Genomic DNA, 14,554 nt, shown 5'->3' with positions numbered 1-14,554 from the left:
GTCGTACGCGCTCTCCTCGTCGATGTGCCCCCGTGGATTTATACACGTCCGACCTAGAGCGACACACATGCCGAAAATCGAAGTTTCGTTGCCGGATCGAATCGAGAACGAGATCCGGCGGCTGGTCGAGCAGGACGAGTTCGTCAACCGAGACCAGGCCGTCGAGGAGTTGCTGACGATGGGCGTCTCCGCTTACGACGTCGAAGAGGACGAGCCGACGACGGGGGCCACCGAGGAGGACATGTTCTCCCAGACCGTCGAGGACCAGCAGGACCCGGCGATGCAGGACGAACCGCGCGACGACGGCTACACGTTCTGACCTGTGGATCCAACGACGCTCGAAGCGACGCTCCGGACGGAGTTCGAGGCCGGCGAGCGGGCGGCACACGTCGTCGCCAGACAGGCGCGTGATCTGACCGATTCCGGACGGTTCGAGGCCGATTTCGGCCACGAACTGACCGTCACTGTCGTCGTCTCGAACCTCCACGACGCCCCGGACGAGTACGCCCTGATCGAACGCTGGAACTGGTGGCTCGGGGCGCTGGAACTGTCTCACGGCGAGTACGAGCAGTTCCGGATCCGTCCCGGCACGGTGTGACGGTTAGTTCCGGCTCGAACCGGATTCTTTACCACCCTGAAACGCGAGAGGGGGGATATGAGCACGGACGGACGATTCAACGACGCACTCGAGATGTCGGACAGGCTCGAACTGTTCGGCACGCTCGCGGGCGCGTTGCTCGTGTTGATCGGCCTGGGAACCATCGCCGGGATGCCCTGGCAGACGAACGGCAGCCTCGCGGCCTCGGTGCTGCAACTGCTGGGCGTGCTGGCGACGATCGCCGTCGGGGCCGGCCTGGTCTGGCTCGTCCGGCAGTGATCAAAGCCGACTCACGGTATCAATCCTTGTTCGGCAGATACGACAGTCCGAGCAACAGCACTGCCGCGAATGAACTCAGGATGACCACGCCCCACAGGCCGGCCTTGCGCTCCTGATAGTCGTCGATCTGCTCCTGTGAGTTACGGTAGGCCTCGCGTGTCTCGGTGGTGTTCGGGGCGAGCTGGACTGTCCCCGAATCGGGGATGTGGACGAAGTACGACTGCCCATCGAGGTCTACCGACTGTCCCGCCGACAGTCCCACGCCGACCGTTCCGGGACCGGTCCGGTTCAGCGGGAGCGTCGAGCGGGTGATGTTCCCGACTGTCGTCTCGTTGCCCTCGTAGGTGAGCGTCTCGCCCTCGGCGAGCGTTCTGATCTCGGGCTCGGGCAGGTACGCCGCGAGCGGTTGCTGGGTGCCGTTGCGGTACTGGACGTACCGCGTCCCGTCGGGAGCGGTCCCCAGCGAGTCCTCGACGGCGTCGTCGGTCAACAGCAGGCGAGTGACGTTCTGCTGCTGGATCAGCGATGCCGTCGCCGGGTCGGTCTCGTTGGGAATGGAGACCAGATACGCCGAGCCCCACGACGCGGTTGCCTCGTCCGAGGTGACATTCGTTATCGTTCCGTCGGGGACGTACTGGTCGTCGTACTCGAAAGAGAGTGTCTCACCGCGTTCGAACGTCGTGTTGATCGAGCTGTTCTCGACCGCTTCGAGCCGAAGCGTCGGAGGGTCGGTCGAGGCGTTCAACCGCATCCGGTGATCGCGGTCGCCGAAGGTGACCGTCGAACCGTTCGGGACCGTCACCCGGTCGACGCGCTGGCCGTCCCAGGAGACGACCTGCCAGGACACCGTCGAGTCGTTCTGTAGCGTCGCCGTATACGTCGCGTCCGGATCCGTCCAGGTCAGTTCGCCGGAACTGTCACCGACCGACGCGACCGTGTAGGTTCGATCCCCGACTGTGAGCGTCTCCCCCTCTGCGTAGGTCTCGCCGGAGAGGTCGACCTGCGGTCGCTCTGCCATCCCGACGTACGTGTACGCTCCCGCACTGACGACTGCGAAGAGGACGAAATAGACTGCCGCGGCACGTCGTTGCATACCGTGTCGATGGGATTGCCCGACGTATAATCGTTGCCGTTCTTCCGATCCGCGAATCTGGCGAAAACGGCCGCTTCAGGCGTTATCGGCAATTATTTCCGCTACGTCGTCTTCCGATGGCAACCCGTCCATCGCGCCGGTCGCGGTGGTCGCAAGCGCCCCCACCGCGCTCGCGTAGCGCACGGTCTCGGAAAGCGAGCGCTCGCCGAGCAGTCCGGCGATCGTACCGGCGACGAACGCGTCCCCGGCACCGGTCGTCTCGACAACGTCAACCTCGAAGCCGCCAAAGGTCGTCTCAGCCGGGCCCCAGGGGGCAGCTTCGGACGCGCGGGCCATCGCGCCCTCGCTCCCGCGGGTGAGCAGCACGGTATGGGGCCCGCGCTCGAGGAGGTCCGCCGCGAGTGCGTCCTCGTCGGCCGCATCGACGAGCACCGACAGGTCGTCCCGATCGGTCTTGACCACGTCGGCGAGTCCGAGCGCGCGCTCGAGCGTCTCGACGAGCACCGACGCCTCGGGCCAGAGGTCCGCCCGCGTGTTCGGATCGAACGAGACGGTACAGCCGCGTTCGCTCGCGCGCTCCATCAGCTCCAGCGTCGCCGACCGCGACGGCTCGGTGTGCAGCGTGACGCCGCCGACGTGGACCCACTCGACGCGCTCCAGCGTCTCGGCCGGGACCGCCCCCGGCTGCATCGCGAACGTCGCCGTCTCGTCGGCGAAGAAGGTGAACGACTGGTCGCCGTCCTCGTCCTTGCCGACGAGAGTGTGGGCCGTCTTCCGCTCCGGGTCGCGTTCCAGCAGCTCCTCGCGGACGCCGTTGTCGGTCAGCACGTCCGCGAGGTGATCGCCGAAGGGATCGTCGCCGAGTCGCGCCCACAGAAGCGGCGGATGGCCGAGCCGAGCCAGCGCGACCGCGACGTTCGTCGGTGCGCCGCCCGCCCGGCGCGTGAGCGTCTCCGCGTCGGCGATCGGCCCCGGAGTCGCCGGAAACAGATCGATCAACGCCTCTCCTGCGACGAGTACCTGTGGATCGTCCATATCGGAGTGTACGTGCGATTGTCCAATAGTATTGCTATCGAACGACCGTCGCGGTCGGGGCCGACATCGAGACGAACACGTTCGCACGAAGGTATTCGTCGATGGCGAAGGTACCCAAGAACCGACGACGATCGCTATGGAAACTGTCACTGTCACGCGGTCGATCGAGGCCTCGTCGGACGAGATCCGGGACGCGCTCGACGACCTCGAGCCGTTCATGCGAGCGTCGGGGTTCGACGAGGTCGAGATCGACGGCGACCGACTGGAGATCTCGAAGGCGCTGGGGCTGTTGCGGATATCGCTGACGCTGCGGGTCTCCGAGGACGAGCAGGCGGCGCTGGCGTACGAGCAGATCGACGGGGTCTTCGACTCGATGACGACGACGTACGAACTCACGGAGCGGGACGGGACGACTGCGGTGACCGCACGCACGGAGTTCGCGCTCGACGCGCCCGGCGGGTCGATTCTCGACGCGACCGTGGTACAGCGCCAGCGCCGCAAAGAACTCCAAGCCCAACTGGACTACCTCGAAGACCGCGTCGAGTGATCGACCGCCCAGCAGAACGCGACAAGCCGAATATGTTCGCAAAAGCGTTGTTTCGGGACGGGCGTCAAATGTCGGGCATGAGCAGCGACGGCGTCGAACCGAGCACTGACCGAACGGGGGCCGCGAAGCTGGAACGGCCTGACAGCGCCGCCGACGACTGCGACCCCGTCGTCGAAGACGCGCTCGAAGCCGTCCGGCGACGCAGTCGGACGGTCGAACGGCGGGAACTGGAGCGCGCGACCGCCCGTCTGGACGCGATGGACAGCCTCACCGACGAACGCCAGCGGGTACTCGCCGAGACGGCGTCGGCGATTGCCGCGGGCGTTCTCGCTGCGCCGCTCTCCGAACTCGACGGTCTGGAAGACGGGGAACTCGAACGGGTCGAATCACTGTTGACGCCGGAATAGCCGGCCAGAAGTCGTTGGTGTGAAACTGAGGTCGGTGCTGTCGCCCGCCGGCTTTTCCCTCGGCAGCGCCAAGGCTCGTCCATGGCAAATGTTGACGCGGTCCTCTTCGACCTCGACGGGACGCTCTGTCGCCGCACGCAGGACATGCAGGCGGTCTACGAGCGGGCGTTCGAGCGGGTCGGTGAGACGCCGTTCGGCGACCCGCCGGCCCTCTGGGAGGCGCTGGACGGGCCGCCGGATCACGGCGACACGGTCGGATACTTCGGCGCTGGACTCGCCCGGGTCGCCGCCCAGCACGGTCGATCCAGTGTCGACACGCTCGCGGTCGCCCGCGCGCTGGTCTCGGAGATCGACGACAGCGCGGTAACTCATCTGCCGGGGACGGAGACTGCACTGGAGGGGGCGGCCGGAGTCGGCCCGATCGGCGTCGTCACCAACGGGCCGAGAGACCGCCAGCGGACGAAACTCGACGCGCTCGGCGTCACGGGTCGCTTCGACGTGGTCGTCTACGGGGCCGAGTTGCCCCGGTCGAAGCCACACACCGCGCCGTTCGATCGCGCCCTCGAGGAGCTCAATGTCGCCCGAGAGCGGACGCTGTACGTCGGGAACTCGCTGGCCTACGACGTCGCCGGTGCACACAACGCGGGGCTGTCGGTGGCGTGGTTGCGAGCGGACGAGGACGCCGGGGCGTACGAACCGGAGTACGTGATCGACTCGCTGGTCGAACTGCCGGCGATACTGCGGGAGAGCGGATGAGCCGACTGACTGCCGCGTTCGACGGCGAGTCGGCGCATGCCGCGGCTGCGGCCGCGCTGGAGTCGATCGACGACGCCGTGGTCGACGTCGAGTCGATCGATCGCGGGCGTCGAAAGCAGACGGCGCTTGCCCGGTTCGCGAACCGGGGGCCGGTCGTCGTCCAGGTCTGTGCCGAGCGGACCTGGCTTCGCACCGAAGCGGCGCTGTTGAGCGCGGTGCGCCGGCGGACGTTCGTCCCGGTGCCGCCAGTACTCGCCGCGGGGGCGCACGACGGCGTCGCGTATATGCTCACCGCCTACGTCGCCGGCGACGATCTCCACGAGGCGTTCGTCTCGATCGGAGAGGGGGCGCGACGGGACCTCGCGCGCTGGTTCGGGGCGGCGCTCGCCCGGCTCCACGAGGCGTTCCGGTTCGACGAGCACGGGCGACTGGAGCTGTCGGACGGGACCCTCACGTCGGACGGCCGGGACTGGGGGCCGTGGTTCCGGGACTACGGCCGGCGAGCGATCGACCGGCTCCCGCCGGCGTTCGACCCGCTCCGAGATGATCTCCGGGCCGTCGTCGCGGCCGAGTCCGACGGCGAGTCCGACGCGCGACTGTTCCCGTGGGACTTCCGGCCGGGAAACGCGCTGGTCGCCGGCGACTCGGTCACGGCGGTCGTCGACTGGGAAGCGCCACTCGCGGCCGCGCCCGCCCTCTCGGTCGCCAAATCCGAGTACCTCGTCGCGGACTGGTACGTCGCCGATCCCGAGCCGCTCCGGCAGGCGTTCAGAGAGGGCTACGCCGACGTCAGACCCCTCCCGGCGGTCCGTCCCGCTCATCGGATCGCCGCGATCGCCGAGAGCGCCGTCGACTCCGGAGGCGAGGTGACCAATCCCCGATACCCGCCGGTCGGCAGGAGCGATGCCATCGCGTTCCACCGGGACGCACTGGCGGCTGTGATGACCGACACGTGAGAGCGCGAGACGGTCGGGCCACCGTACGTCACCGACGGGCGGCGGTCGCTACCGTTCGGATCGAGTCGTTCGGGATCGGTCGAGCAGTTCGTTGAGCAGGGTGCCTTCGACGGTCGTGACATCGCGGACCGCTTCTATGCGTGGTACGAGAGCGACCCCTTCGATATCGGGCTGATGACCGCGGACGCGCTCCGGGAGTACGGCAGCGGGGCCTCCTGGCAGGACCTCGAAGAGCCTCGGCGAGTCCGGAGGGATTGCCGATCGGCTGGCTTCTCGATGCTCTCGCCGCAAGGGGTTTATCGATTCAGGCCCCTACGTGGATCCGTGAGCACGCGAACAGGAGCCCTCGACGCCCTCGTGTTCGGCGTGGACGTCCAGAGCGGGGACGTTCGCGGTGACGCGCCCTCCTACGCGCTCGTGATCTTCGACGGGGAGACGCTCGAGCGCGACGTCGTCTCCCGACGGAAGTTGCGGCGGCTGATCGACAGCAGAGAGCCCGCGATCGTCGCCACCGACAACATGTACGAACTGGCCAGCGACAAGGACGAACTGGTCAACGTGCTCCGGGAACTGCCCGCCGGGACGAAACTCGTACAGGTCACGGGCGACGAGCGACCCGAACCCCTCTCGCGGGTCGCCAAGCGCCACGGCGTCCCCTACGACAAGCAGCCGATGGCCGAGGCCGAGGCCGCCGCCCGGCTTGCGGCCGGGAACGTCGGCTACGAGGTGTCGGCGTTCACCGACACGACGGAGGTCAAGGTCGCACGCGGGCGCTCGACCGGCGGCGGTGGCGGCTTCTCGGAGGACCGCTACACGCGCCGGATCCACGGCGCGGTCAAGACCACCGCCCGCGAGGTCGAGTCCGACCTCGACGCGGCCGGGCTGGACTACGAGAAGGCGGTCACCGAGAAATACGGCGGCTACGCCAACGCCGTGTTCGAGGTCGAGGGGCGGCCCGCCGACATCCCCGTCTCCGAGCACCGCAACGGCGACACCCGCATCGAGATCGAGCGATTGCAACGGGACGGCATCGAGTTCCGCCCGCTCGCCAAGCGCCGCGATCACGTGCTGGTCGGCGTCGATCCCGGGACGACCACCGCCGTCGCGATCGTCGGCCTCGAGGGGTCAGTGCTAGACGTCTACTCGACGCGGACCGACGACACAGCCGCCGTCACCGAGTGGATCGTCGAACGCGGTCGGCCAGTCGTCGTCGCCGCCGACGTGACGCCGATGCCCAACACCGTCGAGAAACTCCGGCGGAGTTTCGACGCCGCGGGATGGGTTCCCGACTCGGACCTGCCGGTCGACGAGAAACAGCACCGCACCCGCGAGGTGCCATACGACAACGATCACGAGCGCGACGCGCTGGCCGCGGCGCTGTCGGCCTACGACGACCACGAGGACCAGATCGATCGGATCGCGGCGAAGGTCCCACCGAAAGCAGAGGTCGGCCCGATCGTCGCCGACGTCGTCGCCGGCGAACACTCCGTCGAGAGCGCGCTGGCCGCCCGCGAAGACGACGAGAGCGACGACGAAGCCGGCGAGACGAGCCACGAGCCGCGGGAGCTGACCCCCGAAGAGAAGAAGATCAGGCGACTTGAGGCGCGGGTCGAGCGGCTGGAGTCGCACACCGAGGACCTCAAGGATACTATCGCCAGCAAGAACGACCGGATCGACGAGTACGAGCGAAAGCTCGAGCGAGCCCGCAGCGAGCAGCGGACCGAGGCGCGCAAGCGCCGGGAGGTCACGCGTCTCGAACGGGAGAACGACCGGCTACAGCGCGAACTCGAAGACGAGCGCGAGCGCGTCGAGGACCTGGAGGGGAAGCTCGAACGCCTGAAGGCCCTCTGGAAGCTCGACCACTCGAACTTCGCGGACGTCTCCGAGAAGCGAGAGGGGCTGGTCCCGGTCAAGATCGTCGAGAAGTTCACGACCGAGGCCATCCGGGACGCCGACGAGCGGTTCGGCCTCGCGAGCGGCGACGTGATCATGTTCCGGGACGCCACCGGCGCGGGCCGCTCGACGGCCGAGCGCCTCGCCGATATCGATCCCCGGCTGGTGTTGCGTCAGGGCGGGCTTTCGGACGCCTCCGACGAGGTGCTGTTCGAGCAGCGCGTGCCCGTCGCCGACGCGGAGGAAGTGACCGTCCAGGAGGTCGACGAACTCGCCGTCGCCCGCGAGCGCGAGGTCGACGCCGCGATCGAGGAGTGGAACGACTGGGTGGCCGAACGCAAGCGCGAGCGCAACCAGCAGATGGTCGACCGACTCATCAGCGAACACCGGGCGTCCGACCGCGGCGAGAGTTAACCGTTGGCTCAGAGACATGGCCTCGCCGCCGGCACAACGATTATAGTATCGTGTGCATAAATTGCACATACAATGGGCGCGAGCGACGACCGACAGCGAGTGCACTTCCAGTCGCCGGCGTATCTGGTCGATCGGCTTGACGCGATGGCCGATCTGCTCGGGACGGATCGGACCGACCTTCTCGTCGAGGCGATCCGGGAGTACGTCGAGTCGACCGCCGACAGCGAGGCCTTTCGGGAGCGCGTGGCGGCACGCTACTACGAGGACAGACTGGACGTCGAGACGGTCAAACAGCTCGTGGGTCCCGAGCAGGCACAGCGACTCCGGCTGCTCAAGGCCGATCTCGAATCCGATCCGTTTGAACTGGCCGCACCCGACGAGGAGCGCGACATCTACAGCGGTGACGCAGTCGAAGCCGACGAGACGACGACCGATCAGAGATGAGCGGCACGGAACTGCGGACGGTTGTCGCAGACACGAGTGCGCTCGTTAGCCTCGCCGTGCCGCGTGCCGATCCCGAGTACGACACCGACTCGTCGCCGGACCCGTTGCAGTATCTGCTTACTGGCTGTGAGCTGTTTCTGCCGCCGGAAGTCGTCGCCGAACTCCGCGATCTCACACGGTATCAGGACATCCATAGCGCCGCAGCGACCAACGTGCTGGCGGCCCGTGACCACTACGCGATCAAGGACCCCTACAAGCGGCAGACGGCACCCAACGCTCGCCCGACGTTCGGACTCGATGAGGGGGAAACCGACGGGATCGTGCTCGCGAACGCGCTCGATGTCGACGCCTTCGTGACCGACGAGTTCGGCGGGACGAACTTCCCGCTCGTGCACGCGACGCTCCGGGGGCCGCGGATCGTTCCGACGCCGCGGCTCGTCCGTGACTACGCGCTGAACGGGCACCTGACCACCGAAGAGGCGCGAACGCTCATCACGACGATCGGTGACCACCGAAGCTGGGATCGTAGCCCCTACGTCACGCGGTTGCTGGACTCGCTGTCCTAGTCGTCGTCCGCGACTGGCCGTGCGATCTCCCGATCCGCCCGCGGTCCCTGCAACTCGATGTCCGGCAACAGATCACGCAGGTACTCGCCGGTGTAGGACTCCTCGTCGCGGGCCACTTCCTCGGGCGTGCCCGTCGTGACGACCTCGCCGCCGTTCTCGCCGCCCTCGGGGCCGAGATCGATGATGTGGTCGGCGTTTTTCACCAGATCGAGTTCGTGCTCGATGACGACGACCGTGTTGCCGTCCTCGGCCAGCCGGTGGAGCACGTCGATGAGCTTGCGCTCGTCTTCCGGATGCAGGCCGGTCGTCGGCTCGTCTAGGAGATACAGCGTCTCGCCGGAGTCTTTCTTGCCGAGTTCCTCGGCGAGTTTGATCCGCTGGGCCTCGCCGCCCGACAGCGTGGTCGATGGCTGACCCAGTCGCATGTAGCCCAGCCCGACGTCTTTCAGCAGTTGCAGCCGCCGGCGGATGCCCGAGTGGCTCTCGAAGAACTCGTGGGCCTCGTCGACGCTCATCTCCAGGACGTCCGCGATAGTCTTGCCCCGGTACGTGACTTCCAGGGTCGCGTCGTTGTAGCGGTCGCCGCCGCACTCCTCGCAGGGGACGTAGACGTCGCTGAGGAAGTTCATGTCGATCTTGACCCGGCCCTGCCCGCCGCAGGCCTCGCACCGACCGCCCTTGACGTTGAACGAAAAGCGGCCCTTCTCGTAACCGCGCTGTTTCGCGAGCTTCGTCTCGGCGAACAGCTCGCGGATGTGATCGAAGACGTTCGTGTAAGTCGCGGGGTTCGAGCGGGGCGTGCGCCCGATGGGCGACTGGTCGATCAGGCGAACGGTCTCGATCCGGTCGATCCCTTCGATGTCGTCGTGCTCGCCGGGGTTGACGTCCGTGTCGTTCATCCGCCGGACCAGCCCCTTGTAGAGCACCTCGTGCATCAGCGTGGACTTGCCCGACCCGGAGACGCCCGTGATGGCGGTGAAGGTCCCGAGCGGGATCTCGACGTCCAGGTCCTGCAGATTGTGCTGGCGGGCCCCGCGGATCGTGACGCTGCCCTCGCTCTCGCGGCGCGTCTCCGGCACCGGGATCGACCGCTCGCCGGCGATGTACTCGCCGGTGACACTCTCCTCGGCGTCGACGACCTCATCGAGCGAGCCGTTGACGACGACCTCGCCGCCGCGCTTGCCCGGGCCGGGCCCCATGTCGATGACGTTGTCCGCCCGGTGCCAGGTCTCCTCGTCGTGCTCGACGACGAGCAGCGTGTTGCCCAGATCGCGCAGTTCCTCGAGCGTGTCCAGCAGGCGGTCATTGTCGCGCTGGTGCAGGCCGATCGAGGGCTCGTCGAGCACGTACAGCACGCCGACCAGTCCGCTCCCGATCTGGGTGGCCAGCCGGATGCGCTGGCTCTCACCACCGGAGAGCGTCGCTGCCTCGCGATCGAGCGTGAGATACTCCAGTCCGACCTCCTCCATGAACCCCAGCCGGGCGCGGATCTCCTTGAGGATCTCCTCGGCGATCTTGGTGTCGCGCTCGTCGAGGTTCGCCTCCATGCCCTCGAAGTGTTCGAGGGCGTCACCGATCGACATCCGGTTGACCTCCGTGATGGAGGTTCCGTCAACGAGTACCGCCCGCGATTCGGCTTTCAGGCGCGTCCCCTCACAGGCCGGGCAGGTCGTCGTGGCCATGTACTCCTCGATGTGCTCGCGGGCCCGATCGGAGTCGGTCTCGACGTGGCGCCGCTCCAGATTGGGGATGACGCCCTCGAAACGCTCGGTCTTCTCGCGGGTGCCGTTCTTGGTCGTCCACTCGAAGTGGACCCGCTCGTCGGTCCCCCAGAGGAACTGTCGCCGGACCGCCTCGTCGAGTTCCTCGAAGGGGGTCTCGACGGAGACGCCGAAGTGCTCGGCGACGTTGTCGATCTGCCGCGAGTAGTAGGTCCGGTTGTAACTCCAGGGCTCGAAGACGTCTTTGAGTGGCTTTTCGGGGTCCGTCACAACCAGATCGGGATCGACCTCCTTGGTTTCGCCGATCCCCTCACACTCGGGGCAGGCGCCGTGCGGGGAGTTGAACGAGAACGAGCGGGTCTCGATCTCGGAGATGTCGATCCCGCAGTGGGTGCACGCGAGATCCTCCGAAAATTCGACTTCGAGCCGGTCTCGGTCGCTACGGTCGGCGCTGTCGCCGGTGCCTGCTCGCGGGCCTCGCCCGCTCGCTCCACTCGAGGCGCGTGGCGACTCGCGCGCCAAATCACCGGTCGAGCGAGCGGTCGCACCACCGAGTTCGGCGTCCTCGGGTGGGTCGGGCAGGATCACCTTGAGGATCCCGCCGCTCTCCTCGAGGGCGGTCTCAACGGAGTCGGCGATCCGCGATCGGGCCGCCGTCGAGACTGTCACGCGATCGACGATCACGTCGATCGTGTGGTCGTAGTTCTCGTCGAGGTCGGGCCGATCCAGCGTGAGGTCGTACTCCTCGCCGTCGACCTCGACGCGTGCGTAGCCCTCGCCCACGAGGTCATCAAAGCGGTCCTCGAAGGCCCCCTTCTGGTCGCGGACGATCGGCGCGGCCAGTTTCGCTTTCGTCCCCTCGGGCAGCTCGAGGATCCGTGAAACCATGTTCTGGGCCGACTGCTCGCCGACTTCCCGGCCGCATTCGGGACAGTGGGGCACGCCGATCCGGGCATAGAGCAATCGCAGATAGTCGTGCAACTCGGTGACAGTCCCCACGGTCGAACGCGGGTTGTTGGCAGCGTTCTTCTGATCGATCGAGATCGCGGGGGAGAGCCCTTCGACGTTCTCGACCTGCGGTTTGTCCATCTGTCCCAGGAAGTTCCGGGCGTAGGCGGACAGCGACTCGATGTAGCGGCGCTGGCCCTCCGCGTAGACGGTTTCGAAGGCCAGCGACGATTTCCCCGACCCTGAGAGACCGGTGACGACGGTCAGCTCCTCGCGGGGGATCTCGACGTCGACGTCCTTGAGGTTGTGTTCTTCGGCGCCGCGGACCTCGATGACGTCCTTGCTCATTCGTCACGTCTCACGGGATCGATCACTGAAACGCTGTCGGTTCGTCGAGCCAAAGTGATTTGGTACTATTTTCAACCAGTCTCCGGCCAAGACAACGGACAGAGCCGTCCGCATGTTCCACTCAGAAGCAGAGCTCACCGTCTCCGTGCCACCCCGGACCGCGTTCTCGTTTGTCGCCGACCCGTACAACCTCGTCAAGTTGATCCCGGGGCTACTCAGGGTGACGGAGGTCACCGAGCGTTCGGACGGAACCAGACGCGGTCGCTACGAGTACGAACTCGCCGGGATCTCGCTGACGGGCGCGTTCGAGGACACCCACCACGAGGAGCCGGCGCTGCTGGTCCGGTCGCTCACCGGCGCGGTCGAGGGCACCTGGCGGTACCGGTTCGAGGACGCTCCCGGCGGGACGACGATCACCCACGTCGCGGAACTGGAGTTTCCCGAGACGGTGCTCGATCGGCTGCCCGAACTCGCCGTTCAGGCGTACGTCGACGGGGAGATCCAGACCGCGATCGCGACGCTGCGGGCGTTCCTGAACGTCGAACAGTAGCCAGTGCGGACGCGGCAGACGGCTACGCGTCACCCTCGAAGAAGGCCGTCAGTAGCTTCTTCTCGGCGGCCCGAAGGTGCTGGTAGAACGTCGAGGGGACGACGTCCATCGAGGCCGCGAGCTGGTCGCCGTCGCTGCGGCGCGGCCACTCGAAGAACCCGCTGACGTAGGCCTTCTGAAGCGCTGTCAGCTGTCTGGCGGTCAGTTCGTCCTCGACGGCGGCGCGGAACCCCTGCCTGGTCTGTGCGGGCTGGTCGGACTCGTGATAGGCGACCAGCTCGACAGTCTCGTAGCTGTCCTCAAGTTCGTCGACGATCGCTCGCCCGTTCTGTTCCGTGGCGACCCCGAACCGCAACTCGACGGCGTTGGCATCGAACTCGACGGTCGTGATCTGCGCGCCGAACTCCGAGAGCGTGCCGACGAACGACGGCTGTTCGACGGCTACCTCGACCATCGGGTCGTCCTCGTCGGCGAGGACGGTCACGCCGATCACTTCGGGGATCGACTCGGCCGCGTCGACGACCGCGTCCGTCTCCCCGTCGACCTCGAACAGCAACAGCAGGTCGCCGTCGTGGCGGATCAGCGTGTTCTCGTGGACGGCCCGCTCGCCGAGTGCTCTCGCGAGGCGGGTCAGCGGCGTCTCGTCGTGTAACTCGACGCCGATCTCGATCACCGTGTCGGTCGTCACGGTCTGCTTGCTCAGCAGGTCGTTGACCGCCGCGCCGATCGAGCGACCCAGCGCCTGCAGGACGGTCGTTTCCTCCTCGTCGAAGGGCTGTGCGCGGCTGTAGACCGCCAGCACCCCGTAGGTCGTCCGCCGGTAGGTCAGCGGGATCACGACGCCTGTCTCCTCGTCCCGACAGCCGACTGGGTCGGCAGGCGCGTCGTCGAGGCGCACGAGCGACTGCTCGTCGATCGCGGCCGCCAGCGGCCCGGCGTCGTCGGCCGTCAGATCGATCTCGCCGTCGCCGCCGGCCCGCGTCCGAACGACGCGCGCCCCGGGATCGTACTCGCCGATCCAGGCACGGGAGATCGCCTCGTCGGCCTCGATGCGCTCGGCCGAACGCGCGTAGACCTCGTCGGTCGAGTCGGCCGTGACGACGATCTCGGTGACGTCCCCGATCAGCCCGTTGATCCGGTCGAGCAATCGCTGGAGGCGCTCGCGCTCGCGCTCGAGCTGGAGTTCGGCCTCCTTGCGCTCGGTGACGTCCTGCTGGAAGGCGACGAAGTTCGTTATCTCCCCCTCGTCGTCGCGGATCGGCGTGATCTTCAGTTCGTTCCAGAACTCCGATCCGTCTTTGTGATAGTTGCGCATCTCGACGGAGACCGATTCGCCCGCGTCGAGCGCGTCTCTGATCTCGTGTGTCTTCTCGATCTCGGTGTCCGGGCCCTGAAGAAACCGACAGTTGACGCCGACCGTCTCCTGTTTGCTATACCCCGTGATCCGCTCGAAAGCGTCGTTGACATAGATCAGCGGTTCGTCCGGCAGCGTCGCGTCGGCGATCGTCATCCCGACCGGCGCCTCGTCCATCGCCCGCTCCTTGAGCCGCTGTTCCTCCTCGGTGGTCCGGTCGCTGATCGGCATCCGCACGCGACCGCGCTCGCTCGAACGCGCCCCGACGTGCTGTTTGACCTTTTGTGCGACGAGCTCGAGCGTGTCGTCCCCGCTCGCGGGCACGTAGGCGGTCACGTTCTCCTCGACGGCGCGGCGGGCCACGTTCCCGTCGTCTGTCGCCGGGACGAGCACGACCGGAAAAGACGGGCGATCCTGCCGAACCGCCCGCAGGAAGGCGATCCCGTCGAACCCGCTCTCGCGGTGATCGACGACGGCTCCGTCGACGTCTCCGTTCGTCACGCGATCCAGTGCCGCCGGGAAGTCGGTCTCGACGACGACGGCACCCTCGATGGCGCGTTCAAGCGAGTCCGCGTCGACCGGCCCCGATCGAGGAGTCTCGCCCACGCGCAAGAGCCGCCGCGTCTCCGACGCCGCAGTCATACC

At 67.1% G+C, this 14,554-nt stretch carries 15 protein-coding genes; 11 read left to right on the top strand and 4 right to left on the bottom strand.

Annotated features, from left to right (window positions below; genetic code table 11):
• Positions 1–67: 67 nt before the first annotated feature.
• From HSR122_RS00875 to HSR122_RS00865, 3 genes are read left to right on the top strand one after another with little or no spacing between them, the layout of a single operon-like run.
• Entirely contained in the window at positions 68–319 is a 252-nt protein-coding gene (locus tag HSR122_RS00875) for a DUF7120 family protein (protein WP_229110770.1), read from the top strand.
• Positions 320–322: 3 nt separating this feature from the next.
• Entirely contained in the window at positions 323–598 is a 276-nt protein-coding gene (locus HSR122_RS00870; protein WP_229110768.1) for a hypothetical protein, read from the top strand.
• Between the two features lie 57 nt (positions 599–655).
• The gene (locus HSR122_RS00865; RefSeq protein ID WP_229110766.1) at positions 656–877 is read left to right on the top strand and encodes a hypothetical protein; all 222 of its coding nucleotides are present in this window, start codon (positions 656–658) and stop codon (positions 875–877) included.
• Between the two features lie 19 nt (positions 878–896).
• Here HSR122_RS00865 and HSR122_RS00860 read toward each other — a convergent pair whose 3' ends face one another.
• Together HSR122_RS00860 and HSR122_RS00855 are read right to left on the bottom strand one after the other, a co-directional pair.
• Positions 897–1,970, bottom strand: a complete 1,074-nt coding sequence (locus HSR122_RS00860; RefSeq protein WP_229110764.1) for a hypothetical protein — start codon at positions 1,968–1,970, stop codon at positions 897–899.
• 75 nt (positions 1,971–2,045) lie between these two features.
• Positions 2,046–3,005, bottom strand: coding sequence for a carbohydrate kinase family protein (locus tag HSR122_RS00855; protein WP_229110763.1), 960 nt, complete (start codon positions 3,003–3,005; stop codon positions 2,046–2,048).
• 136 nt (positions 3,006–3,141) lie between these two features.
• Between HSR122_RS00855 and HSR122_RS00850 the strand changes: the two genes are divergently transcribed.
• The 7 genes from HSR122_RS00850 to HSR122_RS00815 all read left to right on the top strand — a co-directional run bounded on the left by HSR122_RS00850 (position 3,142) and on the right by HSR122_RS00815 (position 8,988).
• Positions 3,142–3,552, top strand: a complete 411-nt coding sequence (locus HSR122_RS00850; protein WP_229110762.1) for an SRPBCC family protein — start codon at positions 3,142–3,144, stop codon at positions 3,550–3,552.
• Between the two features lie 77 nt (positions 3,553–3,629).
• On the top strand, positions 3,630–3,959 hold the full coding sequence (locus tag HSR122_RS00845; protein ID WP_229110761.1) for a hypothetical protein: 330 nt from the start codon (positions 3,630–3,632) through the stop codon (positions 3,957–3,959).
• A gap of 81 nt (positions 3,960–4,040) precedes the next feature.
• Complete coding sequence (locus tag HSR122_RS00840; RefSeq protein ID WP_229110760.1) at positions 4,041–4,715, top strand: HAD family hydrolase; 675 nt, start codon at positions 4,041–4,043, stop codon at positions 4,713–4,715.
• Entirely contained in the window at positions 4,712–5,671 is a 960-nt protein-coding gene (locus tag HSR122_RS00835) for a phosphotransferase family protein (RefSeq protein ID WP_229110759.1), read from the top strand. Before HSR122_RS00840 ends, HSR122_RS00835 begins: the two co-directional genes overlap by 4 nt.
• A 324-nt stretch (positions 5,672–5,995) precedes the next feature.
• Complete coding sequence (locus HSR122_RS00825; protein WP_394355535.1) at positions 5,996–7,978, top strand: DUF460 domain-containing protein; 1,983 nt, start codon at positions 5,996–5,998, stop codon at positions 7,976–7,978.
• 72 nt (positions 7,979–8,050) lie between these two features.
• The gene (locus HSR122_RS00820; protein ID WP_229110758.1) at positions 8,051–8,422 is read left to right on the top strand and encodes a hypothetical protein; all 372 of its coding nucleotides are present in this window, start codon (positions 8,051–8,053) and stop codon (positions 8,420–8,422) included.
• A complete protein-coding gene (locus HSR122_RS00815; RefSeq protein WP_229110757.1) occupies positions 8,419–8,988 on the top strand; it encodes a hypothetical protein in 570 nt (189 codons plus the stop codon). Before HSR122_RS00820 ends, HSR122_RS00815 begins: the two co-directional genes overlap by 4 nt.
• Here HSR122_RS00815 and uvrA read toward each other — a convergent pair.
• Positions 8,985–12,005, bottom strand: a complete 3,021-nt coding sequence (gene uvrA / locus HSR122_RS00810; protein ID WP_229110756.1) for an excinuclease ABC subunit UvrA — start codon at positions 12,003–12,005, stop codon at positions 8,985–8,987. The two genes, HSR122_RS00815 and uvrA, sit on opposite strands and share 4 nt — an antisense overlap.
• Positions 12,006–12,117: 112 nt before the next feature.
• Here uvrA and HSR122_RS00805 point away from each other — a divergent pair, with 112 nt between their 5' ends.
• Positions 12,118–12,555, top strand: coding sequence for an SRPBCC family protein (locus tag HSR122_RS00805; RefSeq protein ID WP_229110755.1), 438 nt, complete (start codon positions 12,118–12,120; stop codon positions 12,553–12,555).
• Positions 12,556–12,577: 22 nt separating this feature from the next.
• Here HSR122_RS00805 and HSR122_RS00800 read toward each other — a convergent pair whose 3' ends face one another.
• A complete protein-coding gene (locus HSR122_RS00800; RefSeq protein WP_229110754.1) occupies positions 12,578–14,551 on the bottom strand; it encodes a bacterio-opsin activator domain-containing protein in 1,974 nt (657 codons plus the stop codon).
• Between the last annotated feature and the right edge of the window lie 3 nt (positions 14,552–14,554).

The organism is Halapricum desulfuricans (assembly GCF_017094525.1).
GTDB classification, from domain to species: domain Archaea; phylum Halobacteriota; class Halobacteria; order Halobacteriales; family Haloarculaceae; genus Halapricum; species Halapricum desulfuricans.
This window is presented reverse-complemented; position numbering and strand designations above follow the sequence as displayed.

Coding starts and splice junctions, on each gene's coding strand:
- HSR122_RS00875 (WP_229110770.1), top strand. CDS start 68: ATGCCGAAAATCGAAGTTTCGTTGCCGGATCGAATCGAGAACGAGATC.
- HSR122_RS00865 (WP_229110766.1), top strand. CDS start 656: ATGAGCACGGACGGACGATTCAACGACGCACTCGAGATGTCGGACAGG.
- HSR122_RS00860 (WP_229110764.1), bottom strand. CDS start 1,970: ATGCAACGACGTGCCGCGGCAGTCTATTTCGTCCTCTTCGCAGTCGTC.
- HSR122_RS00855 (WP_229110763.1), bottom strand. CDS start 3,005: ATGGACGATCCACAGGTACTCGTCGCAGGAGAGGCGTTGATCGATCTG.
- HSR122_RS00850 (WP_229110762.1), top strand. CDS start 3,142: ATGGAAACTGTCACTGTCACGCGGTCGATCGAGGCCTCGTCGGACGAG.
- HSR122_RS00845 (WP_229110761.1), top strand. CDS start 3,630: ATGAGCAGCGACGGCGTCGAACCGAGCACTGACCGAACGGGGGCCGCG.
- HSR122_RS00840 (WP_229110760.1), top strand. CDS start 4,041: ATGGCAAATGTTGACGCGGTCCTCTTCGACCTCGACGGGACGCTCTGT.
- HSR122_RS00835 (WP_229110759.1), top strand. CDS start 4,712: ATGAGCCGACTGACTGCCGCGTTCGACGGCGAGTCGGCGCATGCCGCG.
- HSR122_RS00820 (WP_229110758.1), top strand. CDS start 8,051: ATGGGCGCGAGCGACGACCGACAGCGAGTGCACTTCCAGTCGCCGGCG.
- HSR122_RS00815 (WP_229110757.1), top strand. CDS start 8,419: ATGAGCGGCACGGAACTGCGGACGGTTGTCGCAGACACGAGTGCGCTC.
- uvrA (WP_229110756.1), bottom strand. CDS start 12,005: ATGAGCAAGGACGTCATCGAGGTCCGCGGCGCCGAAGAACACAACCTC.
- HSR122_RS00805 (WP_229110755.1), top strand. CDS start 12,118: ATGTTCCACTCAGAAGCAGAGCTCACCGTCTCCGTGCCACCCCGGACC.
- HSR122_RS00800 (WP_229110754.1), bottom strand. CDS start 14,551: ATGACTGCGGCGTCGGAGACGCGGCGGCTCTTGCGCGTGGGCGAGACT.